This window comes from Dysgonomonas sp. 37-18, from assembly GCF_001899125.1.
In the GTDB taxonomy this organism is placed as follows: Bacteria; Bacteroidota; Bacteroidia; order Bacteroidales; family Dysgonomonadaceae; genus Dysgonomonas.
On sequence record NZ_MKVC01000023.1, the window covers coordinates 299,617 to 325,571 of the forward strand.

Below are 25,955 nucleotides of genomic sequence, written 5' to 3' on the forward strand. Positions count from 1 at the left end.
TTTGTTTTAATATTATGTTTTGATTGTTAGGTATTTATTTTGTTTTTGTTCGGTTTTTATATTTGTTTTTGTGACATAATTGCAGTATGGCCTACTTTTTGCATCTATATTTATAGATAAAATTAGATTCTGTAATAACAGATAAAAATTAATTTAATAAAGGAGGATACAGCAATGAAAAATCAATTAATTAGAAAGTTTGACAGAAGTGGCAGCTTTTTCCCTACATTCTTTAGCAATTATTTGAATGATGATTTGTTCAGCTTTGTTGAAGGAAATCTTCCGGCAACAAATATAACTGAAAACGACAAATCATTCAATATTGAATTGTCTATACCTGGATTTAAGAAAGAGGATGTAAGGATAGAGATAGAAAAGGGTGTTCTTAAAATTTCGGCGCAGAGTGAAACTCAGAGTGAAGAAAAGGATGAAAACGAGAAAGTTTTACGTCAAGAGTTCAGAGCCTCTTCATTCTCACGTAGTTTTGCAATACCTGAGAACGTTGATGCAGAAAGTATTGAAGCTTCACAAAAAGACGGAGTTTTGCAAATCACTTTACCGAAGTTGAATAAGGCACTAGAAGATAAGGTGAAAAAGATCGAAATTAGATAACTTCGTTTTATCGAAGGGTTTTAATGAAAGAGGTTGCCAAACTTGGCAACCTCTTTTTGTTTTATCTTCTTATTTCTTTACTTCTTCAACTTTTCTTTTAATATATTCGGTATTTCTGAAGGTTCTTTAGCAACTTGGACACCCGCAGCCTCTAATGCTGCAATTTTCTCGGCAGCAGTGCCCGATCCACTCGATATAATAGCTCCCGCATGTCCCATTTGTTTTCCCGGAGGAGCCGATTGCCCGGCAATAAAGCCAACTACGGGTTTTGTTACATGCTTCTTTATATATTCAGCGGCTTGTTCTTCTGCGTTCCCGCCAATCTCTCCAATCATAACAATGGCATCTGTATCCGGATCGTTTTGAAGCATCTCCAGTAATTCACGGAAGTATAATCCTACAACAGGGTCTCCTCCCATTCCTATTGCTGAAGATTGTCCCATACCATTTGCAGTTAAATGATATACAACTTCATAAGTTAGAGTTCCGCTACGGCTGATAACTCCGATATTCCCTTTCTTAAATATCTGTCCGGGTAATATTCCCACCAAGCTTTTTTCAGGAGACATTAGTCCTGGGCAATTAGGGCCAATAAGCATAGCTCCTTTCATTTGTACAAAACGGTGTGCTTTGACTACATCTAATGTAGGGACACCTTCGGATATACAGATAATCAGTCCGATGCCTGCATCAGCCGCCTCCATAATAGCATCAGCGGCGAAGCGTGCCGGAACGAATATAATAGATGTATTTGCTTGTGTCGCTTTTACAGCATCGGCGACAGTATTGAATACAGGAACGCCAAGGATATCGGTTCCTCCTTTTCCCGGAGTAGTTCCGCCTACAACTTTAGTTCCGTATTCTAGCATCTTTTTTGTATGGAAACTACCGTCTCTCCCGGTAATTCCTTGTACGATCAATCGTGTTGATTCATTTATAAGTATACTCATAGTTTTCTTTTTTAGCTTTGATCATTACTTAATATCAGCAATCAGCTTATTCTTTGGAGGCTGCCACTGCCATTCGGGTGGCTTCGCCCATTGTTTCTGCAACCTTAAATCGAGTTCCGATCAACATTTCTCTTCCCTCTTTTTCATTTGTGCCTGTAAGGCGTACAATCACAGGAATATCTGTTTTTAGTTGCTCAAAGGCAGAAAGTAAACCCGACGCAACATCATCACAGCGAGTTATACCACCAAATATATTAATCAACACAACTTTTACTTTTGGATCTTTCAATAACAGAGTCATAGCATCTATTACCTTGTTGGGGTTGGAGCTTCCTCCAATATCAAGAAAGTTCGCAGGTGCACCGCCATATAGTTTTATCATATCCATTGTAGCCATCGCCAGTCCGGCTCCGTTTACCATGCAACCGATCTCTCCATCGAGTCTTACAAAGCTGAATCCTTTCTCTTTGGCCGCAGTTTCTACTTTCTCATCTTCCGTAGGTTCAAAAAGGCTTAATATTTCTGGCTGACGGTATAAGGCGTTATCGTCGAATGTCATTTTTGCATCCACAGCCAGTAGTTTTCCATCTTTGGTGGTAACTAGCGGATTAATTTCAGCTAGTGATGCATCTTTATCTATGAATAACTTATATAGCTTCTGTAATATAGAAGCCATTTGATTTACTTGATTTAGGTCTTGAAATAAGACAAAGGCAAATTTGCGGGCAAGATAGTCGGGCAGCCCAACCAACGGGTCTATCGCAAATTTATAAATTTTCTCAGGCGTCTTTTCTGCTACTTCTTCAATGTCTACTCCACCTTCGGCACACATCATTAGTATAACGGATTTTGTATTCCGGTCTATTATAAAACTCATATAATATTCCGACGCTATGTCTACTGCCTCAGTTACGATGACTTTTGTAACGGGATAACCTTTAATGGTTAGTCCAAGAATATTTTTTGCGTGATCTTTGGCTTCTTCTTTGCTTTTTGCGAGTTTTACTCCTCCGGCTTTGCCCCGACCTCCGGTTAATACTTGTGCTTTTATTACTACGCATTCCGTGTCCAACTCTTCGTATGCAACTGCTGCCTCTCCAGGCTCATAGCATAGTATTTGTTCTTTAACAGGGATACCGTAGGATGAGAATAAATCTTTAGCTTGGTATTCGTGTATCTTCATTGGTATAATTTTTTAGTGTTCACTACTACAAACTACAAAATCTAAAATTAGCAGGAAGTTTTGATAAATGATATATGTTTTCTACTTTTTATAGGGGTATGAACTATAGAAAATATTTATAAGTATTTGTTTTTCTAGCGATAAGAACCGAATATAGGCTTTTATTGAAGAACAATTGTTATAATAAGATAAGGACATATTCTGTCTTCCAAAATATGTCCTTATCTTATATTGATGCTGACTCAGGATGTGAACTGATAGTTTTATTAATAGTCTTTGAGTAACTCTTGCAGCCTTTTTCTGGCAAAAAAGATACGACTCTTTATTGTGCCTAATGGTAGATTCATCTTTTTAGCTATTTCTTCATATTTATAGCCCGATAGATGCATTGTAAAAGGAACCCGATGTTCTTCATTAAATGTATTCAATACCTTATATATTTCTATATATGAATAAGCATCTTCAGGAGAATCCGATGCTGAATTCTGAGCCAGATTTATCCAATATAAATTTTCAGTTTGATCAACGATAGTCTGGTTGCGAAGGGCTTGGCGATAATTATTCACAAAGATGTTGTGCATAATCGTGAAGACCCATCCTTTAAAGTTGATATTATCGTAATATTTATCAAAGCTGCTCAATACTTTAAGGGTTGCTTCCTGAGTAAGGTCCTTTGCATCTTCTTTATCCGATGTTAATCTAAAAGCAAAGCTTAGCATGTTGCTTTGTAGACTTATCAAGCTCTTTTCCAATGCTTGTTTTTTAGCTTCCATAATTTTATTCTTTTAATTATGAGGAGCTATTATAGTGCGTAAGTAACAACTTTGTGGTTGGTATAACAAAGATATGAATATTATTGAAACAATTGCACTTGCAACTAATATTGTTAGGCTTATTTATTTTATATTATTTTAGGTCGTCTATATATCGTTGTTTTCGAGTTTGTTATTCGTTGCAAAGAGCTTATCTATTATCTATAGATTTATTCTATTTAGTTAGTGAAGATTTACTTGTGATAAGTGTATAATATTTCTTATATTTTTCAAGAATAATAGATGAATATATTGTTAATTAATTAGAAATCATGAACTTTTTCATTCTGCACATCGTTATAAGAATGTGTAGTTTGTAAAGTTTGTGTTAAGGTACAGGAAGTCTGCGATGTGATTTTGCGGGCTTCTTTTTTTGTATTTCCTTCGTTAAAGGAAGTCGATAATATCCTTGCTATTCATACTTTCTATACCCCATCTCGCAGCAGCTTTGTCTCCGGCAAGTCCATGTGCATATACTCCCAGTATTGCAGCATGAGTACTACTGTATCCTCTGGCTAATAATCCTGTAATATATCCTGTGAGCACGTCTCCACTACCTCCTTTAGCCATGCCGCTATTTCCTGTAGAGTTAAAATAGCAATTGCCGTCGGGTAAGCATATCATCGTGTGTGCTCCTTTCACGATAATGATCGACTTTATGTTGGCTGCATAGCGTCTCACAAGGTTTATCTTTTCTTCCTCATCGTGCCATTCTCCAACCAAACGCTTGAGCTCTCCCGGGTGAGGCGTGAGAATACTGTTTTCGGGGATTCGCTGCTTTATATGGTAATTGTTTGCTAATATATTCAGTGCATCAGCATCTATGACAAAAGGTTGTTTGTATGAAGCGGTCAGTAGTTCTTTGAATGCCTCGCCTGTCTGGTGTTCCTGTCCAAGTCCGCAGCCTATGCCTATTGCCGAATATTTAGATAAATCTTTGGGTACAGAAGAGAAGTAATCTTCATCATCGAGGCTGAGCATTGCTGACGGATAGTTTATCTGTATTGCAAGGCGCTCGTTGTAAGATATGTGAGTGGTAACTAATCCGCATCCCGAGCGTAGGGCTGCCCCTGTGGCTAAGGTGGCTGCCCCAGCCATTCCTTTCGATCCGCAAATAAGCAATGCGTGACCATAAGTACCTTTGTGTCCGAATTTTTCTCGTTTGAGCGTTATACTTTGTATATACTCTTCTGTAATATAATGGTATAGTGATGGGGTGTGCTCAATATATTCTCTGCTAAGTCCAATTGACAGGGTAATTATTTCTCCGCAATACTCTCCGGCTTCAGGCAAAAGCATAGCAAGTTTGGGAAACTCTAGGGTAAGGGTAATATCCGCTTTTATAACCGTCTGATCCGTATTGCCGAATTCGCTCATCATACCCGATGGAAGATCGATAGAAATAACCTCATTGGATAATGAGTTAACTTTTTTGATAATAGATAATAAAGGGTCTTTCAAAGTACCTTTTACACCTGTTCCTAAAAGTGAATCTATAAGGATATGTTTATTGGAAATTCTATTTATATCTGTAACCCTTTCAATATAAGAAGGGAGCCGTTCTAAATTAATTCCGCATTCATTCGTCAGTTGCTCTTTCTCGAATGGAAGATATACCGAACAGTCATACCCTGCATGAAACAAAATGCGGGCAACAGCGAGTCCATCGCCGCCATTATTTCCTTTTCCTATGAGGAATAAGAGGGGAGAGGCTTTACTTATATTGTTGCATATCCATTCAGCAATAGCATTAGAGGCTCTTTCCATCAGGTCGATGGAACTTATCGGTTTATGTTTGATCGTATATCTATCCGCGTCTTTTATCCGCGTGCCTGTTAATATTTTCATAGTCGTTCCATTTAATAATAGACTATCTTATCTTCTGCCGAGTCTGTATATTTCTTCAATAAGGCCTGCATATATTCAGCAGCCTCTTTCAAACCATTTGTTCCGCTATATCCGTTTATCAAAGCCAAGAAATTAGTTGTTTCTACGCTTAGTTTTGTTCTTTCGTGGTCGCTTGTTGGTGTACCGATGCCTCCTAGGGAGTCACGATATACAGGTAACCCTTCTATATTTAATATCCCTTTTCCGATACCTTCGTAAGGTTCGTTTTCTTTGCCTATTCCCAATGTTAAGCTGTCTCCTTGTATTTTATCTGCATCGAATCCACCTATCGAGTAGCCGGTCGTTATAGAAACAAGATTGATGAGGTCAACCAATGTATCTATCTGGTATAATGGTAAATCGCGCAATATACGACGGCATAAGGCTTCCGCAGACGGACGATAGCGATTGGGGTCTTTGCCGAACTTCTTATATGCCTCTCGGGTGGCTGCAATAGCCAGATTCTTTTTTATATCTTCTATCTCATGATTTGCCTTATATTCTTCCGATAATATGTTGATCTCATCCCACAACTCCTTATTGTATGGAGTGTTTTTTACCTTCGCAAAAATAGCAGCTCCGTGAAAGTCGGGCCAAAGGTTCTTGATCTCTTCCGATATGTTTATTCTTATCATGATACAAAGTTATTTTAGAGTAAAAGGTGACAAAAGTAACAAAAGTAACAGGTGTTTGTATGTTTCTGATCTGTCACCTTTTTCGTTCCACGTATATATAATAGATAAATTGATACACTCAAAGATACACTTTTTCACAGATAAAAGTTCTACCTTTACCACTCGTAAATTATAGTTCATTTTTCATGTCTCATTCTCAAAAAGCCTCAAAGCAGCTTCACCCTGTCATGTTTGCAGGGACGGGCAGCGATGTGGGTAAAAGTATAATCACTGCGGCGTTTTGCCGTATCTTTCTACAGGATGGTTATCGTCCTGCACCTTTCAAAGCGCAAAATATGGCGTTGAATTCCTATGCTACACCCGAAGGGCTGGAGATAGGACGTGCACAAGCTGTACAGGCCGAAGCTGCGGGCGTACCTTGCCATACGGATATGAATCCTTTGCTGTTGAAGCCGACTACTGACAAGGTTTGTCAAGTTGTGCTTAATGGAAAGCCGGTAGGTAATCAACACGCTTATGAGTACTTTAGAGTAGAAGGCAGAGAGCAACTTCGCAAAGAGGTAAATGATGCATTCGACCGTTTGGCACAGCGATACAATCCTGTGGTGATGGAAGGTGCAGGCAGTATTTCGGAGATAAATCTGCGAGCTGTCGATTTGGTAAATATGCCGATGGCTATACATGCCAAAGCCGATGTAATATTGGTGGCGGATATAGATCGGGGTGGTGTTTTCGCTTCTGTTTATGGCTCTATCATGTTGCTTACCGAAGAAGAAAGAAAGCATGTAAAAGGCATTCTTATCAATAAGTTCAGGGGAGATATCCGCTTGTTCGAATCGGGCGTTAAAATGATAGAAGACCTTTGCCAAATACCGGTAATCGGTGTTGTGCCATACTATAAGGATATTTATATAGAAGAGGAAGACTCTGTGATGCTGCAAACAAAGAATCTTCAGGCCACACATGGGAAGGTGAATGTTGCAGTCGTATTGTTAAGGCACTTATCTAACTTTACCGACTTTAATGTATTGGAGCGCGACCCGCGTGTACATCTTTATTATACCAATAATACAGATGAAATAGAAAAGGCAGATATCGTACTCATACCCGGCAGTAAGAGCACTCTTTCCGACTTATACGAGATCCGTCGCAACGGTGTAGCCCAAAGTATTGTAAAAGCCCATAAAAACGGAGCGACAGTAGTCGGTATCTGTGGTGGCTATCAGATAATGGGACAGGAGGTTTGCGATCCCAATCACGTAGAAAGTAATATAGAACGCTTACCCGGACTAGGTCTACTGCCTATAACAACACAGATGGAAGGCGAAAAAGTAACCCGTCAGGTGAAGTTCTCTTTCTTGAATACCCAATCAGTATGTGAAGGTTACGAAATCCATATGGGAGCAACGACTCCGGTAGAGAATGCAAAGAAAGCTTTTTTAAATAGACTGGAAGATGGTAGGGGAGACGGGTATTTTGTAAGTGAGAAATGTTTTGGCACATATATACATGGTATTTTGGACAATGGGGTAGTTATAGATTATCTTTTATCTCCTTATGCCGATAAACTATCCGATACGCCTTTCGACATCAAGGCGTTCAAAGAAGAACAATATAATAAGTTGGCAGACCATGTTCGTAAGCATGTGGATATGGATTTGGTTTATAAAATAATGACAGATAACAACGGTTTATCATGATCAACGGGCACGGAGACGATATATATAACTACGGTAAGAAAATCGTAAGTAATTTCAGTTCTAATATATATACCCGGCAAGATTTGTCTGTATTGGATGACTATTTGTGTTCTCGTATAGCGTCGATACACTCGTATCCCGAGCCGGATGCAATATCTCTTTCAAGACTGATAGCAGATCAAAACCAAGTAGCTACAAATAATATCTGCATAACAAATGGTGCTACCGAAGCCATTTATATGATAGCTCAGGCTTTTAGAGGAAAACACTCTGCTGTTATTCGCCCTACCTTTAGCGAATACGGAGATGCCTGTTTGGTAAATGACCATATTGTCAGTATGGTAAAATCTATAGATGATGTCCCGGAGCAAACAGATATCGTTTGGCTTTGTAATCCCAACAATCCTACAGGAACGGTTACAGATAAAGAGAGGTTGAAAGAATATATCATATCTCATCCTGAGAAATATATTGTTATAGATCAGTCTTATGAATATTTTACAACCAAATCGCTGTTTTCTGTATCGGAAGCAATGCAATACAAGAATGTGATATTGTTGCATTCTATGACAAAGCGTTATGCTATTCCCGGACTTCGGTTAGGATATATAACAGCCTGTTCAGAAACATTGGCATTGATTTCTAAATATTGTATGCCTTGGTCTGTGAACGGATTGGCGATAGAGGCGGGTAAATTCCTATTGGATAATGGTGCTGATATAATAAAGATTGAAGAATATATTGCAGAAGCAAAACGCTTCCATAAGGCATTATCACAGATAGAAACACTAGAGGTGTATGATACCGATACACATTTTTTCTTATGTCGATTGACTGATAGAAAAGCTTCGGAACTAAAAGAATATTTGATTCAAAAACATGGCATACTAATCCGTGATGCTTCTAATTTTTATGGCTTGAATGAACATTATTTCCGTGTTGCAACACAGTCGCCCGAAGAAAACAATGCGTTTGTAAAAGCAATCAAAGAATGGATATAAAACTCTTGTATACTCTTTTGCCTTTGTTGATAGGCTGGACTGCCGACAAATTGTTTGGCGACCCCCGCTGGTTACCGCATCCAGTGGTGGCTATGGGTAATATTATAGGATGGGGCGAAAAGCGACTCAACAAAGGAAATAAACGAATGATGAAAGGAGCTTTATTCTCTATTATTCTGATTTTATCGAGCTTCCTTATTATTTTCTTTATTATTAAAGGATTGGATTACCTGAGTCCATATTTATCTATACTTTTTTCCTCTGTCGTGGTTTTCTTTTGCCTTGCAGGTAAGACTTTGATCGATGAGGTCAGAAATGTTTTTGTGGCTGTCGACTCTTCGGTTGAAGAAGGACGAAAACAGGTTGCCCGTATCGTCGGACGTGATACTTCTGCTTTATCGCCACAACAGATACGGACGGCTGCGTTAGAAACATTATCCGAAAATCTTAGTGACGGAGTTATCGCTCCATTATTCTGGTTTATACTTCTGGGTGTACCCGGGATGTTTGCCTATAAGATGGTCAATACGCTAGACTCTATGATTGGATATAAGAGCGATCGGTATAAGCAATTTGGATGTTGGGCTGCACGGATAGATGATGTTGCAAATTATATTCCTGCACGTTTGACATCTTTATTGATGGTAGTCGTAAGTGGAAAAATCTCATTACTATCTTTTGTCCGAAAGTTTGGCTCTCAGCATGCAAGCCCTAATTCCGGCTATCCCGAGGCTGCTTTAGCCGGTATTCTTAATTGTCGCTTTGGTGGATCGAATGTCTATTTCGGACAACGGGTCGAAAAGCCTTATATCGGATATAATGATAAAGAACTGACTTACAAAGACCTTAAAATTGCTGTTCGGGTCAATATCCGTACGGAAATATTAATGGTATTTGCGGTGTGTGTCGATCTGTTTTTGCTGTCGTACTTTTAAATAATTGCCCTTTCATCCAAAATATGTTGTTTAGCATAACGATATTATTTATCGGCTCGTAATCAATTATTTATATTTTATTCTTTAAATATGTGTGCGCACACATATTGTTTGCTAATCTTAAAAGATTAATTTTGCAATCAAGTAATATGTATACAGACATACAGTTTCTATTGAAATATGAATATACGAATTATAGATATAGCCCGCATGGCTGGTGTTTCCACCGGTACGGTCGACAGGGTACTGCACAATAGGGGAAGAGTATCAGAAGAGAAAAGAGCCAAAGTTGAAAAGGTTCTGAAAGAAATAAACTACGAGCCGAATATGGTCGCCCGTTTTCTGGCATCAAAGAAGAGTTATAAGTTTGCTATTCTTGCGCCCACTTATTCTTCCGGCGATTATTGGCAGCTGGTCTGTGAAGGCATCGATAAAGCTACAGATGAATTAAAGAAATTCAATATAAGTACAGAGTACTTTCTTTTCAATCAATATGATCGCTTTTCCTTTATCAATGCTGTTAATTCATTTAAAGAAAAGGAGTTTGACGGCGTGTTAATTGCTACTCTGTTTGGTGATTATGTTATCAAGTTGTCAAAAGAACTGGACGCTAAAGGCATGCCATACATTTATATAGATTCGGGTATATCAGGACAAAAAGACCTATCTTACTTTGGTGGTGACTCATTCGGTACAGGTGTTATTGCTGCTAAGCTTTTATTGAACGAGGCAGGAACGGCAGCTGATATCATAATAGCCCATATACGTTTCAGATATAAGGAGATATCTGTACAAATGAAAACCCGTGAAAACGGATTTATGGAATATATCGAGAATAACAACTTTAGTGGGAATATCCATCATATTGAAATCAATCCCGATGATTATACTAAGACTCTTCTTGAGGTGAAAGATATTATCAATAATAGTCAGGGTTTAGTTGGAGGGATCGTTCTTAATTCACGAATATATGAACTGGTTACCCTCTTGGAAAAGCTTGATGCCAATCAGCAAAATAAGATTAGGTTAGTCGGACATGACGCCATAGAACGAAACATAAAAGGACTGAGAGATGGACGTATATCTTTCATCCTTTCGCAGCGTCCCGAGCTGCAAGGATATGATGCTCTGAAAGCAATGGGAAACTATTTTTTATTCAAGCAAGTTCCCGAAAAAGTAAACTATATGCCGATAGATATACTCATAAAAGAAAACGTTGACTATTACAGTAATTATAAACTATGAAAAAAAACATATTCGATATTCAAGATAAAGTTGTAGCCATTACAGGAGGCTATGGCATATTAGGTGCACAGATGGCAGAATACTTAGCAGAGCAGGGTGCTAAAGTTGTTATTCTCGGGCGCTCTAAAGAAAAGGGTGAAGCCCTTGCTGAGAAAATAAGACTAGCGGGCAATGAGGCGATCTTTTTTGTTTCGGATGTCCTGAACAAAGCCAACCTTGAAGAAAATAGAGAAGCGATAGTCCGCAAGTATGGCAAAATAGATGTGCTGATAAATGCGGCCGGAGGGAATATGCCTGGTGCTACTATTCCACCTGATAAAACGATCTTTGATATCGATGTTAGTGCATTTCGGGATGTAATAGATCTCAATCTCTTTGGTTCGGTATTACCTACTTTGGTTTTTGCAAAGGCAATGGTAGACAATGGCAAAGGGAATATAATCAATATTGCTTCCGAGTCTTCGTTTCGCCCGTTAACTCGCGTAATGGGCTATGGTGTGGCAAAAGCTGCTGTAGCCAACTTTACAAAGTATATGGCAGGAGAGTTGTCTCTCAAATTTGGGGATAATTTTCGGGTGAATGCTATTGCTCCGGGCTTCTTCATTACCGAGCAAAACCGTTCGCTATTGCTTAATCCTGATGGTTCGTATACCGATCGAGCGAAATCAATTGTAGCACATACGCCATTTCGTCGATTTGGAGAATCAGATGAACTGTTAGGCTCTATTCATTATTTGGTAAGCGATGCATCGGGTTTTGTAAATGGTTCTATTCTTGTTGTAGACGGAGGGTTTGATTCATTTACTATTTGACACATCCTGAATATAATAAAAAAATAATATATGATACTTAGCGAACAAACATGGAGATGGTACGGGCCAAATGACCCGGTATCATTGTCGGATATAAAGCAAGCAGGGGCAACAGGTATTGTGACTGCACTGCATCATATCAAGAATGGTGAAGTATGGACAGTGGAAGAAATTCAAAAGCGCAAAGATATAATTGAAAGTACTGGCCTCAAGTGGTCTGTCGTGGAAAGCATCCCTGTGCATGAACATATAAAAACGCGAGAAGGGGACTACCGAAAGTACATTGATAACTATAAAGAAAGTATTCGTAATCTAGCCAAATGCGGCATTACGACTGTGACATACAATTTTATGCCTGTATTGGATTGGACACGTACGGACTTGGCTTATACAATGCCTGATGGGTCGAAGGCGTTACGCTTCGAGCGTGCGGCTTTTATGGCATTCGAATTGTTCATACTCAAACGTCCCGGTGCAGAGCAAGAATATTCATCGGAAGATATTGCTAAAGCGAAGAAACGCTTCGAAGAAATGACGCAGGAGGATAAAGACCTGTTAGTCCGTAATATGATTGCCGGACTACCGGGTGCAGAAGAAAGCTTTACCCTTGAAGAGTTTCAAGCACAGCTCGACCGCTATAAAGGTATAGATGCAGAAACTCTAAGAAAAAACCTTATAGAGTTTGTAAAAGAGATTGCGTCCGTTGCCGATGAGGCAGGTGTGAAGCTGGCTATCCATCCCGATGATCCGCCTTATCCGATTTTAGGATTACCTCGCATTCTGAGCACGGAATCAGACTTTAATAAATTGGTTGAAGCTGTGCCTAACAAGTCTAACGGATTATGCTTTTGCACGGGTTCATTCGGTGTGCGTGCCGATAACGACTTGCCTAATATGATCAAACGCCTAGGTGACAGAGTCAACTTCGTTCATTTACGTTCTACTCAGCGTGATGCGGAGGGCAATTTTTATGAGGCAAATCATCTTGAAGGCGATGTGGACATGTATGGCGTTATGAAAGGATTCTTGGAAATACAACAGCAACGTAATATATCTATTCCTTTCCGTCCCGATCACGGGCATCAGATGATTGACGATCTGAACAAGAAAACCAATCCGGGGTATTCTTGTATTGGTCGCCTCAGAGGCTTGGCTGAACTTCGAGGCTTGGAATTGGGGATAGCTAAGACGCTATATCAGCAATAATTATAGTTTGTCATTCTGAATGTAACGAACGTTCTCTATCGGATATGAGATACTTGATTTCATTCAGAATGACAAGTCCTATCTATTTATAGGTAGTAATATTCTTTACTCCTACAATCTTCTTCTCTTTTATAGAAGTGCTAAATAGGCTTTTTATATCTTCTGCTGTGTATCCATTTGTAGGAGCAAAGTCGGCAGAACTCATATAATCGATTATAGCCTGCCCAAACTGTTTTCCTTCGGGTTTGTTGCTAATAGCTTTCAGATCGCACATACAAACAAGTAATTTCCCTTTACCAACCTGCATTTCGAATATCAATCCAAGTTTGTGGTTACGCTCGATATTGTCAATTACCTGTACCAACGGTTTGTAGTCCTTAGGGGTTCTGTCGAGAATAAAAGGTCTTGAGTTTTTTGATATAATCCACCATTGCCAGTTGCTATGTGTTTCGGTCGGAAACTCCTTGAATAGCGGGTGTGAAGGATTTGTCAATATAGAGAGTGTTCCCGGAGAGACATCCCTTTTCAACCATTCCGAAATATTCTTGAACATGGCGTAATTCCAATAGTCGGGAGTAAATAATCCACCAACAGAAAGCTTTTCTACTTCTTTGTGATCGGGAATATATAATACTTTATTTCCCTGTCGTAGCAAGTCTAAAGCTTGTTTCAGGCTCGAAGTTTCTTTTATATCCGATTTTACAGATACTTGCTTGTCGGGATATACCCATATATCGTATTTATTTACATGAGGGCCTGTTTGTAATGTCAATACGAGTTGAGTTGCCGTATTTATATCTTGAAGAGGTACTTTTATTTTTCCTACTTCGCCTAAATGACCTTGAGAGATATTGATAGGAAATTCTCCTCTGGCAACATTTACATTGCTATGCGCTTTGCTTAGCGTCCATGACAAATTCTTTTTCGAGAGAGCTTCCTTCGAATAGTTGCTTAGTTTTATCTCCGCTGTAAATATCTCGCTATTGCTCCAGCAGTATTTAGACATGATGGAAAGTGGAACTATTTCGTCACAAAAACCGTCGAATTCTTCTGCCGCCATTCCGCCCTTATTATCCATAAAAGCATCCAGTATACCTACATAGGCACTTCCTTGCCCCGGATAATCCTGCAAGTCGAGCAGTTGGAAACCTCCAAACCCCGGTGTGCGAAGGCACATTTCTATATCGGCTTTGTAGCAGAGGGCAGCAAAGCGTGCCGTAGCCTTATGGAAGGCATCAGCCTGATCTTGAAGCCCATTTTCCTGAAGTCGTTTGCGGAATATTTCCATATTGTAAGGATATAGTACTCCGGTATATTTTTTTATCTCGTTATAATCCGGATATACTTGAAATTGACCGTTCTCGTGGCTTATAATCGGTACAGTACAGTTTTCTACAGCTTTTGAGAAAGTGATGGCAGTAGAAGGGTATGTAGCGTTCATATACCCTCCGTCTTTGGCATCGGCAAAAGAGAAGGTCGCACGTGTATGAGTTGAGTAATCGTCGGAACCTACCTGTCCGCCAACACGGCATGTGACAAAGAAATCTTCACCTTGTTGTTGTCCGGCAGTACCCAGCATATTATTTGCACCAAAGGCATAAAGATGACGTTGGTCGGAAGTGCGGAACTTTGTTACAATGTTACGCATGAGTTCTACATCGCCTCCAAGCTCATTGCCCAAAGCCATCATAACGAACGAAGGATTGTTTCCATAAGTGGCAAGGATATGCTCACCTTCGTTAATCAAGAATTTGTTGAGCTCGGTGTTTGTCGTGTCCATTGCTCCCCAGTATGGTAGTTCTGCCTGCATATATATTCCTTCTTCGTTTGCCGCATCAAAAGCCGCTTGCGGAGGTGTCCACGAGTGAAATCTGTAATGGTTTATCCCATATTCTTTGGCGATACGCATTTGTCTTTTCCATTCTTCTTTATTCATCGGCGGGTAGCCGGTGAGAGGAAATAAGCAGGCATCGTGTTTGCCTCGTAGAAATGTTTTTAGAGAATTGATTTCAAACTGTGTCCCTTTTGCCGAAAAGTCTCTGATGCCAAAGTCGATAGTATAGCTGTCTTTTATATTCTGACTTTCTATTTCGAAATTAACCTTGTATAGGGCAGGATCAAACTCACTCCACAAAACGTGTTTGTTGCCCACGTTGATATCAAATTTATATGTTTCCAAACCCTCTTTCAGGTCTATACTGATAACTTGATCGGGTATAGCCGTATTTTGTGTAGTATTCCATAGATATCCCTGAACTAATATTTTAGCTTTTCCACTTACTGACGATTTGATTTGTGCTACAACTGGTATCGTCTTAGAAGAAACATTTGGATAAACCTGAAGGTCGCTAATGAGAATGCCATAATTGGCTTCGAGCCCGAATTTTCCGATTATGCCATTCCAGTTTGTTTGCGTCGCATCGGTCCATGCATGCGAGCCATGTATTCCTTGCGGTACAGAAGTGGGGCTGTTGTCTATTACGATAGTCACAGTGTGCTTTCCTGCGGCTAATTTTCCGAGATTATATATCTGAGGTGATAATATCAGCGAGCTTGTTCCTATGCTGTCTTTGTCTATCCACACCGTAGAGGGTTTTGTTCGCTCCATGATCAGTCGCCATTCTTTCTGGTCTGATCCTGCCGGTATTTCAATCTCTTTGGTATATTTCATCTTTCCTACATAAGGATTCAATCGGGTAAGCTGCCCTGTGCTCAGGGTATCGCTATTGCGGGGTGCGAGACGACCTTCATCTACAGTTCCGGGCAGATTTATTTCGCCAAGGTCGCAGTGCCATTTTCCCGAAAGAGAGATAAATTCCCGTTGGTTGAATACTACCTTCTTTTCGGTACATGAGGTTGCCAGTAAGAGACAGATAAAAATTGAAACGATGCAAATGTTTAATCGCATAAGGTTGACGTTAACGAATTAAATTACAGACAAAGATAAACTAAAAAGTGAGATAGAGAATGTATTGTTAAACAGGAATTAATTGTTAAAAAGTAACAAAGGTAACAGCTCTTTTCCTATTTTATTGCTGTTACTTTTCTCCACCCTTTCCATTCTTTTGCCTACTCATCCTATTAGATAAATTATATGAAAAAGCCTAAAAAATGGGATAGATTCATCTCTACTTGTTGTATCTTTGCTAGACTTTATATGGGAGTTAATCTTGTCGTGTTGACTTCTTTAATATCTTTCAGAATGACAGAAGGAAATTCTTTAATATATAATACATACCATAAAAAATGAAAATATATACCCGAGGAGGAGATAAAGGTAAAACCGGAATCTTTGGAGGAAAACGTGTGAGTAAAGATCATCCACGAATTGAAGCCAATGGTACAATCGATGAACTGAACTCTGTAATAGGTGTTGTTCGGGCTCACTTATCTTCAGATCATGAGTGGCAGCCTATTCTGTTTAAGATACAAACAGAAATAATGGTCGTGATGTCTCAGGTGGCTACACCATCGGATATAAGAGCTACAAACCAAAATGTTCTGGATGAAAATCTGGATAAATTTTGCGAGGAATGTATGGATAAAATGACAGATGAAATGGGACCTAGCGAAACATTCGTTTTGCCCGGAGGGACAGTTGTTTCAGCAAACTTGCAATTGGCTCGTGCTGTGGCTCGTCGTGCCGAACGTCGCTTGTGGACTCTAAACAAGCAGGATGAAGTTCCCGCAGCTGTTATGCGATTTATTAATCGTTTGTCCGATTTGTTCTTCACAATGGCTCGTTACGAAATGTATAAAGCAGGTGATGTAGAAGAACGCTGGAAAGATTTTTTGTATAAGAGAAAATAAATGGCTAAGCAAATAACCCTTATAACAGGAGGGCAACGTTCAGGTAAAAGCAGCTATGCACAAAAGTTAGCATTGTCTTTGTCTCCCAATCCTGTATATCTGGCAACTTCGCGAATATGGGATGACGAACATCGCCAGCGGATAGAAAGACATAAAGCCGAGCGGGCAGATAATTGGATAAACGTAGAAGAAGAGAAATTCTTGAGTAAGCATTCCTTTGACAATAAAGTAGTGCTTATAGACTGTGTTACGCTATGGGCTACGAATTTCTTCTTCGATCTGAATTCGGATGTTGAAGCTGCCCTTACCACTCTGAAATTTGAATTCAGAAAGCTTGTTGCTCAAGATGCCGTATTTATTTTTGTTACAAACGAAATAGGCATGGGCGAAATGTCTCAAAACGACTTGCAACGTAAATTTGCCGATTTGCAAGGCTGGCTCAATCAATATCTTGCCGAAAACGCTGATGAGGTCTATCTGATGGTTTCGGGTATTCCCCTGAAAGTGAAATGATCATAAATGTTGTCGTTATTGTTTTTAATAACATTACATTCTATCGAATACGACGAATCTTTGAAAACAAGATGTTTTGAGCCAACAGCATAGCAACGAAAAGCGACTGTAAAATTAAAATCTAAAAGAAACTAAATATACAATGCAACAATTTAACATCGAAAAACCGGAAGACGAAGTACGCTCTTACTTACAAGAAAAAATTGATAACCTCACAAAGCCTAAAGGTTCTTTGGGTAAACTCGAAGAGTTGGCGATGCAAATCGGTTGGATACAACAATCTTTGAATCCGAAGTTGACAAATCCTTGTCACATCGTATTTGCAGGAGATCACGGTATTGCAGCAGAAGGTGTGAGCCCATCGCCGCAAGAGGTAACCTATCAGATGATAGCAAATTTTTGGAATGGAGGAGCAGGAATCAACTTTTTGGCACGTCAGCACGGATTCAATCTAAAGGTTGTTGATGCCGGTGTTAATTTCGACTTTAAGCCCGAAGATCCGATTATCCACAAGAAGATTCGAAAAAGCACACGCAACTATCTGCATGAAGCAGCTATGACAAAAGAGGAAATGGAACAGGCCATACAATCGGGTGCAGAATGCGTACAAGCTTGTTTTGATGAGGGTTGTAACGTGATTAGCTTTGGTGAAATGGGGATTACAAATACCTCTTCATCTTCGCTATGGATGACATACCTCACAGATATCCCTTTGGATCAGTGTATTGGTGCAGGATGTGATCATACAGGCAATATTATCAACCATAAGTATAAGGTGCTGAAGCAATCGATGGATAATTACAAAGGCGATGCTTCTGTCGAAGATATTATGCGCTATTTCGGTGGTTATGAAATGGTGATGACTGTAGGTGCTATGCTCAAGGCTGCCGAACTGAAAATGATAATTCTTATCGATGGCTTTATTATGACAAACTGTATGTTGGTGGCATCAAAGTTGAATAAGAATGTTCTGCACTATGCTGTCTTCGGACATCAGGGAGATGAAGCAGGCCATAAGCTTGTGTTGGAGTATCTGAATGCAAAACCTATTCTTAGTTTAGGACTTAGGTTGGGAGAGGGAACAGGTGCTATTTGCGCATATCCTATCGTCGATTCGGCCGTGCGTATGATAAATGAGATGAATTCATTTAAAGAAATCCAAGTAACGAAGTATTTTTAAAATTGCAACTTGCCTTTCCGAAGGCAACCTCTATAACTGATGAAACAAATAGCAGCAGCACTTGTCTTTTTTACACGCTTACCCTTTTGGCGTATAAAAGCATTTAATGTCCCTGCCGAATATTTTAAGCAGGTGATAAACTACTGGGCTGTCGTAGGCTGGCTTACTGCCGGTATTATGGCGGGAGTGCTGTGGGGTGCTGCTCAGATCTTACCTTATTCCATTGCCATAATTGTGGCTCTTCTTAGCCGCCTGCTCATTACAGGAGCATTGCATGAAGACGGTTTTGCCGATTTCTTCGATGGCTTTGGAGGAGGTACTACCCGCGAACGCATATTGGAGATAATGAAAGATTCGCATATCGGTACTTATGGAGTAATCAGCTTGATATTTTACTTCTTATTCTTTTATTTCTTTTTAGAAAATCTAGGTCTGCATTTGTCTTGTACTGTAATCTTGGTGGGCGATCCGTTATGCAAGCTTATCAGTTCACAAATTACCTTATTCCTTCCTTATGCCCGAAATGCGGAAACGAGTAAATCGAAAACAGTATATAAGAAAATGTCTTTGCGCACCGCTCTTATTTCGGCTTTGTTTGGCTTGCTGCCTTTCGTATTATTATTAAATATTCACTTTTGGGCGGCTATAATATTTCCTATCTTTGTTTTCCTTGGATTGATTTTACTCATGAAAAGAAAGATACAAGGGTATACCGGAGATTGTTGCGGTGCAATGTTTCTATTATGCGAATTGTCTTTCTTTCTCGGGATAAGTATTATCCTGAAATTATGCTAGGGAGAATTATTATCTATACGTAAGTTTAAATATGAAAATATATATAGTACGCCACACGGCCGTGGGAGTTAATGGAGTTTGTTACGGACAAACGGATGTACCGCTAAAAGAGACCTTTGAGAGCGAAGCTGAGGTGGTGAAGCAAAAATTGCAAGACTTGCAGTTTGATGCTGTTTTTTCAAGCCCACTAAGCAGAGCAAAGCGTCTTGCTGAATATTGTGGTTTTACCGATATTCAATTGTACGACCGCCTGAAAGAATTGCACTTTGGTGATTGGGAGATGAAAGAATGGGATCGCATTGATATGGAAGAATGGGACAAGGACTGGATAAGGACACCCACACCCAATGGAGAATCTTTCGATCAGATGTATGCACGTGTTGCATCCTTCATCGACGAACTGGTAAAGAAAGATTATTCTTCTGTTGTTGTTTTTGCTCATGGTGGAGTTATCAATTGTTTCAGAGTTTATTTTGGACAAACAGACTTGCAAGGAGCTTTCGATAAGTTGGCAGAATACGGTGAGATACTCGAATTTGAATCGAATTGATTAATATTTATCTATATATACCTTCAGAGTCTTGTTTAATGACAAGGCTCTTTTTTTTTGCTAAATTGTTTTGTGTTATTCAAAATTATATCTATTTTTATGATATCATTTTAATATCATAATAAATATGGAAACGCTCGAGAAAGATTTTAAAGGCACTAAGATTTCAGGCTTCCTAGCCTTATTTATCATTATTGTAGTATTGGCTGCCAGTATATGGTCTTTTAGCCTAGGCTATATTCCTTTAGTGTTTATAGCTGTATTTTTTATTTTCCTATCTTCCTTGGCCATTTTAGGATTTATGATTGTAGAGCCTAACGAGGCCAGAGTCATGGTTTTCTTTGGTAAATATAAAGGGACTATTACCGATAACGGTTTTCTTTGGGTAAATCCTTTTTATAATAAAAAGAAAGTGACACTCAGAGCACGTAATCTCGATGTACCACCTATAAAGGTGAACGATAAAGTCGGTAATCCTATTATGATCGGCTCTGTGCTGGTTTGGAAAGTAAAAGATACGTATAAGGCGATGTTTGACATAGACACATCTTCTATCACGGGAATTACTGCCGGCGCAGTGAATAACTATATTCAATTTTCGAACAGAATGCAGGCTTACGAGAACTTTGTAAAGATACAAAGCGATGCAGCATTGCGTCAGGTAGCCGGCATGTATGCATACGACAATAATGAAAGCAAAGACGGTGATGTAACATTGCGCTCCGATAATGGTGAAATCAGCGAGAAGCTCGAGGAGGAACTGAATAGCCGTTTGGCGATTGCGGGTATCGAAGTGATAGAAGCACGCATCAATTATCTGGCATATGCAGCCGAGATTGCGAGTGTAATGCTCCGTCGTCAGCAAGCTGATGCGATTATTGCTGCTCGTGAAAAGATAGTGGAAGGTGCCGTCAGTATGGTTCAGCTGGCATTGGATAAACTCTTGAAAGAAGGAATTGTAGAATTGGATGAAGAACGCAAGGCTGCAATGGTTAGCAATCTGCTTGTCGTGTTATGTGCCGACGAAGCAGCACAGCCGATTGTAAATGCGGGAACGCTTCATCAATAAATATTTAATTGTGGCTAAGAAAGAAAAGGAATCAGCAGTTAAAAGTTTCGTCTTGCGAGTCGATCCCGAGATGATGGAAGCAATAGAAAAATGGGCTGCCGATGAGTTTCGTAGTACTAACGGACAAATTCAATATATACTTGATCAGGCACTGCGAAAGGCAGGACGAATAAAAAAGAAGAAAGAAACACGCATAGACAATAATGATGAATAAGAAAGAGAATGCCGGATGTTTATTACTCGGCATTCTTTGTTTTTTTTAACATATTGAAGAAAGTCTTGCGAATACTGTTCTGGAGAGGTTTGTAGAGTTAAATGTCTCTTATTCTGATAGAAAAGACGACCTGCTTTCGTTTTATTCCGAAAAATTAGTTTTTATTTGTTTAGATATTGGTAGACATTGTCTATCTTTGCACTGTTTTTACAAAAACTATACAATATACAGATCATTATTATTTAATGATATACGAAAACAAACTTATGAAAACAAACATTACTACACGTGTTGCCAAGACAGCATGTTTTTCTATTTCTTTTCTGATAATAATATCATTCATCATGTTCTCATGTAAATCATCCGAGTCGGTTCGTGATATAAGAGCTTCGCGAGGAGAGGATGTTGTAGGACGAGGTTTTTCTTACTCCAAAGATAAGCCCAAAGAAGCAATGGTGAAGCCATTATTTATGCAGCAATTGAGAAGAGCAACAATAGAACTTCCATTTCAGAAGGGGTTGGATGTAAGAGGCACAAGGACTGTTTCTGAAGAAGTAACATTTACCAATGCTGAAAATATAACAGAGTCTGTTGACCGAGAAGGTAAAAAAGCAACCAGTCTTAACGAGGTGCAACAACTATCAGAAGTTGTGGTTACGGCTAAGTCTCGCTTTACGCCTGAGCGCAATGGACGAGTAAAAGTAGATTTTTTAGTAAGAGTGCCTAAAGAACTTTTGTCTGAAAATTTCAGGATGACGTTGTCTCCTAAACTGTTCCACAACGACTCTATTATACCTCTCAAAGAGGTGGTGCTTAAAGGTGAAGCATTTCTCGCCAAGCAAAAGCAGGATTATGCCGAATATGATAATTATATGAAGTCTATTGTAGGAAATGATAAATATGACGACGTATTCTTCGATAGAGCCGGAACAGATAAAGATATCAGAAATCGCCAGAACTTGTATTATGAAGAATACTACCGGGAGTGGAGTAAGCAGATGGAATATGAGAAATGGAAGACAGAGAAAAGTAAATTTGACGCAGCCGAGCTAGCTAAGCTCAAAGGGTATCGTCAACGCTTTTATAATGAATATGTGCGTAAGGCACGTGAGCAGGTGATCCGCGATATGGCTAATGGTAAAGATACCGTGGGTTTGTTTGCTCAATACATGAAGAAGTTCAATAAGAATGCAAAAGCTCTTGTGTTGGATGATAAGAACTTTGAGGTAAGCTATATGAAGATGCCGGCAAAGTTTCGTGAAGCGTACGAAGAGGGGCGTTCGTTGGATGATATAATAAACAATGTACTTACCGAAAGTGACTCTATCGAAATAGCTCAAAACAGATATCTCTTTGAGGCTATTGCCGAAAATGAAATGAAGAAAGAGCGTAAAGCAGAGGTGGCAAAAGAAATGATACCATTTCCTTACGAAGAAGGTGTTCGTTTGGATACAATCATAGATACGGGTCGTGATTTTGTATACCTGTATAAGCAAGATCATCCCGTAACAGTGGGACTTAAAAAACTTAGCTTGACAATGAATGGGCGTGTAGATGCTGTGGATAGAAGCCGTTATATGATGGCACCCGGCGATACTATTTCGTATTTTATATCCTCATTGTCGCAGTTGGTAGATACATCACTGATCTATAAAAGAACAAAACTGTATAGGGATGCATACAATCGTTTGACTACGTATGTGAAGTTTCAGCCCGGGCAATCTGCTTTTGGTATCAATTATAAGGATAACAAAGCCCAAATAAATAATGTGTTAAATACATACCGTGCATTTACTGAAGATGGTAAGTTTGTTGTCGACAGTATTGTTCTTAGAGTAACTACGGCGCTGGATGGATCATACGACAAAAACTATAAATTAACCGAAAAACGAGCCGATGCGATTAAAGAATACTTTGTTAAGTCACTGTCGGGCGAAGTGAATGATGCCAACAATGTTATTAAGGTCGAGTTTGGAGGAGAAGACTGGAATACATTGGCAAACCAGATTCAGCAGCGAAATGATATAATGAATAAGACGCAGATTCTTGCACTTCTCGAAGGGGCTATAGATCCTGATGAGACGGAAACCAAGATAAAGAAAGATTTTGCGGACGACTATAAGGTGATTCGAGATTCTATCTATCCGTTACTAAATAAAGCTACTTTCGAGTTTAATATGCGTCGTCCGGGTATGACCGAAGAAACTGCATTGGATGTTCAGGAAAGGCCCAACTACGAAAAAGGATTGAAGCTACTGCAAGATAGAGAATATTGGAAGGCTTTAGAAATTTTGTCCGATTATCCCGATTACAATACGGCATTGTGCTTGATATGTATGGGGTATAATGCCAAGGCTAAAGAAGTATTGGATGGTTTGCCTGAAACAGGAAACACTGAATATTTGAGAGCCATACTGTCGATTCGTTCAAATAAGGATAATGAGGCAATCGATCACTTGATGCGTGCCTGCGAGTTAGACCCATCGAAAGTTTATCGTGCACCTCTCGATCCTGAAATTGCCGATCTGATAAGTAAATATAGCTTACAGCGGCGGATAGAGGGCTTATCCACACCGATAGAAGATATTGAAGTAGCGGATGCGAATTAATATAAAGTAAGAAACCCCGATTATAGTTTAATTTATAATCGGGGTTTCTTATTAAAAAGATAGAATTTCGATAGTACTGAAAGACATTATTATTAAATTTGTCTCAGTTGATAAAAATACGGTGTGTATTATTGTAAGATGTATGCAAATCGTTTTTTACTCAAGCTTTAATCTAAATATAATATATGGATTACAGAAATCTAACCCCGGAAGAAATAACAAGACTCGAGAGTCAGGGCTGCTTAGCCGATAACTGGAACAACATTTCGGTACATAAAAATTTCAAACCGGACTATATTAAACATACCAATTTTTCGGGCAAAGTTAAGTTAGGTGTTTTTGAGGATGAATTCACATTGCCCGGAGGGCTGAAAAAGCATTCAGGTCTGAAACATACTTGCCTTCATAATTGCGAATTGGGTGACAATGTGCTTATCGAAAATGTACAGAATTATATAGCTAACTATAGTATTGGCAGTAATGTGCGCATACAAAACATACATCATCTCTATGTAGAAGGACAATCATCGTTTGGAAATGGAATAGAGGTTTCGGTATTAAACGAAACGGGCGGGCGTGAGGTTATGATCTATGATAAACTGAGTGCTCATTTTGCCTATATTCTTTCTTTCTATCGCCATCGACCTGTATTGATAAAAAAACTTCAGGGTATGGTCGCTGATTATGCCAAAGAACGCACCTCTGATATTGGATACATAGGCGATAATGTGACGATAGTAAATGCAGGAGCAATAAAAAATGTACACATCGGAGACTATGCCACAATAGAAGGAGCACGACATCTTGAGAACGGAAGTATTAACAGTAATCAGTACGACCCTGTTCATATCGGGTATAGCGTAATGGCGAATGACTTTATTGTCTGTTCGGGTTCACGAGTTGAAGACGGGACGATGCTTACCCGCTGTTTTGTAGGGCAATCATGCCAATTGGGGCATACTTATTCGGCGAGCGATTCTTTATTCTTTAGCAATTGTCAGGGTGAGAATGGTGAAGCCTGTGCTTTATTTGCCGGGCCTTATACGGTGACTCATCACAAGTCTACGCTCTTGATTGCCGGAATGTTTTCTTTTATGAATGCAGGTTCTGGATCTAACCAGAGTAATCACATGTACAAGCTCGGGCCTATCCATCAGGGCATTGTAGAGCGTGGAGGGAAAACAACTAGTAATTCGTATATCCTATGGCCTTCACGCATCGGAGCTTTTTCTCTTATTATGGGACGCCACTATTATAATGCAGATACCTCCAATATGCCGTTCTCTTATCTGATAGAGGATAAAGATGAGTCGGTATTGGTTCCCGGTATTAACTTGCGAAGTGTAGGTACGATCCGTGATGCACAGAAATTTCCGAAAAGAGATAGACGAAAAGATCCTGAAAAACTAGATCAGATAAACTTCAACCTTCTCAGTCCCTATACAATACAGAAAATGTTTAAGGCGGTCGAAATATTGGAAGGGCTGAAAGAGACCTGTGGCGAAACATCGGGATCATACACATATCAGAGTTGCCGCATCAAAGGAACTTCTCTGAAGAGAGGATTGAAATTGTACAATATGGCTATTAACAAGTTTCTTGGGAACTCTATTATTTCACGCTTATCGAAGTGTTCATACACTAGTAATGAGGAGATCAGGGAATGTTTGAAACCTGACACCGAAGTGGGACTGAATGAATGGAGTGATGTGGGAGGTATGCTTGTTCCTCGTTCTGAGATAGATAAGCTTATAGATGATATAGAATCGGATAATATAAAACATGTGAGTGAGATGAATGCTATTTTTGAGCAACTGCATAAAAACTATTACTCACTGGAATGGACTTGGGCTTGGGATAAGATACAGCAATATTATAATCTGTCGTTGGATACAGTTACCGCTCAGGATATTATTGATATTGTTAGTCAATGGAAAGAAGCTGTTGTAGAGCTGGATAGAATGATTTACGAGGATGCTAAGAAGGAATTTTCTTTATCTTCTCATACAGGTTTTGGTGTGGATGGAGATAAGCATCAGCAAAAAATAGACTTTGAACAAGTGCGTGGTATTTTTGAGGAAAATCCTTTTGTGGAGACTGTGTTGAAGCATATCGAATCGAAGACCAAATTAGGCAACGAGACTATAAGTAAATTGGAAAAGGTAGTTAGTTAAAATAATTGATATATACATACTAAAAAAGGCTATTCATTCGAATAGCCTTTTTTAGTTAACTTG

22 protein-coding genes are annotated in these 25,955 nt (G+C 39.3%); 16 read left to right on the forward strand and 6 right to left on the reverse strand.

The features are described from left to right. Positions 1–174: 174 nt before the first annotated feature. Positions 175–612 (forward strand): Hsp20/alpha crystallin family protein, encoded by a 438-nt coding sequence (locus BGO84_RS08985; protein WP_135104978.1) that lies wholly within the window; start codon positions 175–177, stop codon positions 610–612. A gap of 77 nt (positions 613–689) precedes the next feature. Here the strand turns inward: BGO84_RS08985 and sucD are convergent, their stop codons facing one another. The 5 genes from sucD to BGO84_RS09010 form a co-directional block, all read right to left on the reverse strand. Continuing rightward, entirely contained in the window at positions 690–1,562 is an 873-nt protein-coding gene (sucD, locus tag BGO84_RS08990; protein WP_135104979.1) for a succinate--CoA ligase subunit alpha, read from the reverse strand. Between the two features lie 46 nt (positions 1,563–1,608). Further along, entirely contained in the window at positions 1,609–2,745 is a 1,137-nt protein-coding gene (gene sucC / locus BGO84_RS08995) for an ADP-forming succinate--CoA ligase subunit beta (RefSeq protein ID WP_291028859.1), read from the reverse strand. A gap of 266 nt (positions 2,746–3,011) precedes the next feature. Continuing rightward, entirely contained in the window at positions 3,012–3,518 is a 507-nt protein-coding gene (locus BGO84_RS09000) for an RNA polymerase sigma factor (RefSeq protein WP_135104981.1), read from the reverse strand. Positions 3,519–3,944: 426 nt separating this feature from the next. Beyond that, a complete protein-coding gene (locus BGO84_RS09005) occupies positions 3,945–5,405 on the reverse strand; it encodes an NAD(P)H-hydrate dehydratase (protein WP_291028860.1) in 1,461 nt (486 codons plus the stop codon). Between the two features lie 11 nt (positions 5,406–5,416). Then, positions 5,417–6,079, reverse strand: a complete 663-nt coding sequence (locus BGO84_RS09010; RefSeq protein ID WP_291028861.1) for a phenylalanine--tRNA ligase beta subunit-related protein — start codon at positions 6,077–6,079, stop codon at positions 5,417–5,419. A gap of 185 nt (positions 6,080–6,264) precedes the next feature. Here BGO84_RS09010 and BGO84_RS09015 point away from each other — a divergent pair, with 185 nt between their 5' ends. The 6 genes from BGO84_RS09015 to uxuA all read left to right on the forward strand — a co-directional run bounded on the left by BGO84_RS09015 (position 6,265) and on the right by uxuA (position 12,978). Then, complete coding sequence (locus BGO84_RS09015) at positions 6,265–7,779, forward strand: cobyric acid synthase (RefSeq protein ID WP_291028862.1); 1,515 nt, start codon at positions 6,265–6,267, stop codon at positions 7,777–7,779. Continuing rightward, on the forward strand, positions 7,776–8,780 hold the full coding sequence (locus BGO84_RS09020; RefSeq protein WP_291028863.1) for a threonine-phosphate decarboxylase: 1,005 nt from the start codon (positions 7,776–7,778) through the stop codon (positions 8,778–8,780). Before BGO84_RS09015 ends, BGO84_RS09020 begins: the two co-directional genes overlap by 4 nt. Further along, the gene (gene cbiB, locus BGO84_RS09025; RefSeq protein WP_291028864.1) at positions 8,771–9,715 is read left to right on the forward strand and encodes an adenosylcobinamide-phosphate synthase CbiB; all 945 of its coding nucleotides are present in this window, start codon (positions 8,771–8,773) and stop codon (positions 9,713–9,715) included. The genes BGO84_RS09020 and cbiB overlap by 10 nt, the downstream gene beginning before the upstream one ends. A 180-nt stretch (positions 9,716–9,895) precedes the next feature. Then, complete coding sequence (locus BGO84_RS09030) at positions 9,896–10,960, forward strand: substrate-binding domain-containing protein (protein WP_291028865.1); 1,065 nt, start codon at positions 9,896–9,898, stop codon at positions 10,958–10,960. Further along, the gene (locus BGO84_RS09035; protein WP_291028866.1) at positions 10,957–11,772 is read left to right on the forward strand and encodes an SDR family oxidoreductase; all 816 of its coding nucleotides are present in this window, start codon (positions 10,957–10,959) and stop codon (positions 11,770–11,772) included. Before BGO84_RS09030 ends, BGO84_RS09035 begins: the two co-directional genes overlap by 4 nt. Positions 11,773–11,802: 30 nt before the next feature. Then, positions 11,803–12,978: a mannonate dehydratase gene (uxuA, locus tag BGO84_RS09040; RefSeq protein ID WP_291028867.1), complete on the forward strand. Its 1,176-nt coding sequence runs from the start codon at positions 11,803–11,805 to the stop codon at positions 12,976–12,978. 82 nt (positions 12,979–13,060) lie between these two features. Here uxuA and BGO84_RS09045 read toward each other — a convergent pair whose 3' ends face one another. Further along, complete coding sequence (locus BGO84_RS09045) at positions 13,061–15,886, reverse strand: glycoside hydrolase (RefSeq protein ID WP_291028868.1); 2,826 nt, start codon at positions 15,884–15,886, stop codon at positions 13,061–13,063. Positions 15,887–16,224: 338 nt separating this feature from the next. Here BGO84_RS09045 and BGO84_RS09050 point away from each other — a divergent pair, with 338 nt between their 5' ends. The 9 genes from BGO84_RS09050 to BGO84_RS09090 all read left to right on the forward strand — a co-directional run bounded on the left by BGO84_RS09050 (position 16,225) and on the right by BGO84_RS09090 (position 25,892). After that, positions 16,225–16,788 carry a cob(I)yrinic acid a,c-diamide adenosyltransferase gene (locus tag BGO84_RS09050; protein WP_135104991.1) on the forward strand — a complete coding sequence of 188 codons (564 nt, stop codon included), beginning with the start codon at positions 16,225–16,227 and terminating at the stop codon, positions 16,786–16,788. Then, complete coding sequence (cobU, locus tag BGO84_RS09055) at positions 16,789–17,301, forward strand: bifunctional adenosylcobinamide kinase/adenosylcobinamide-phosphate guanylyltransferase (RefSeq protein ID WP_291028869.1); 513 nt, start codon at positions 16,789–16,791, stop codon at positions 17,299–17,301. 142 nt (positions 17,302–17,443) lie between these two features. After that, entirely contained in the window at positions 17,444–18,481 is a 1,038-nt protein-coding gene (gene cobT, locus BGO84_RS09060; RefSeq protein WP_291028870.1) for a nicotinate-nucleotide--dimethylbenzimidazole phosphoribosyltransferase, read from the forward strand. Positions 18,482–18,520: 39 nt separating this feature from the next. After that, positions 18,521–19,276, forward strand: a complete 756-nt coding sequence (gene cobS, locus BGO84_RS09065; RefSeq protein ID WP_291028871.1) for an adenosylcobinamide-GDP ribazoletransferase — start codon at positions 18,521–18,523, stop codon at positions 19,274–19,276. Between the two features lie 31 nt (positions 19,277–19,307). Beyond that, a complete protein-coding gene (gene cobC / locus BGO84_RS09070; protein WP_291028872.1) occupies positions 19,308–19,826 on the forward strand; it encodes an alpha-ribazole phosphatase in 519 nt (172 codons plus the stop codon). Positions 19,827–19,953: 127 nt separating this feature from the next. Next, positions 19,954–20,895 (forward strand): SPFH domain-containing protein, encoded by a 942-nt coding sequence (locus tag BGO84_RS09075; protein WP_291028873.1) that lies wholly within the window; start codon positions 19,954–19,956, stop codon positions 20,893–20,895. Beyond that, complete coding sequence (locus BGO84_RS09080; RefSeq protein ID WP_291028874.1) at positions 20,873–21,109, forward strand: Arc family DNA-binding protein; 237 nt, start codon at positions 20,873–20,875, stop codon at positions 21,107–21,109. Before BGO84_RS09075 ends, BGO84_RS09080 begins: the two co-directional genes overlap by 23 nt. A 266-nt stretch (positions 21,110–21,375) precedes the next feature. After that, positions 21,376–23,718: a hypothetical protein gene (locus tag BGO84_RS09085; RefSeq protein WP_291028875.1), complete on the forward strand. Its 2,343-nt coding sequence runs from the start codon at positions 21,376–21,378 to the stop codon at positions 23,716–23,718. A 185-nt stretch (positions 23,719–23,903) separates the two neighbouring features. Then, positions 23,904–25,892, forward strand: a complete 1,989-nt coding sequence (locus BGO84_RS09090; protein ID WP_291028876.1) for a DUF4954 family protein — start codon at positions 23,904–23,906, stop codon at positions 25,890–25,892. Positions 25,893–25,955: the final 63 nt, after the last annotated feature.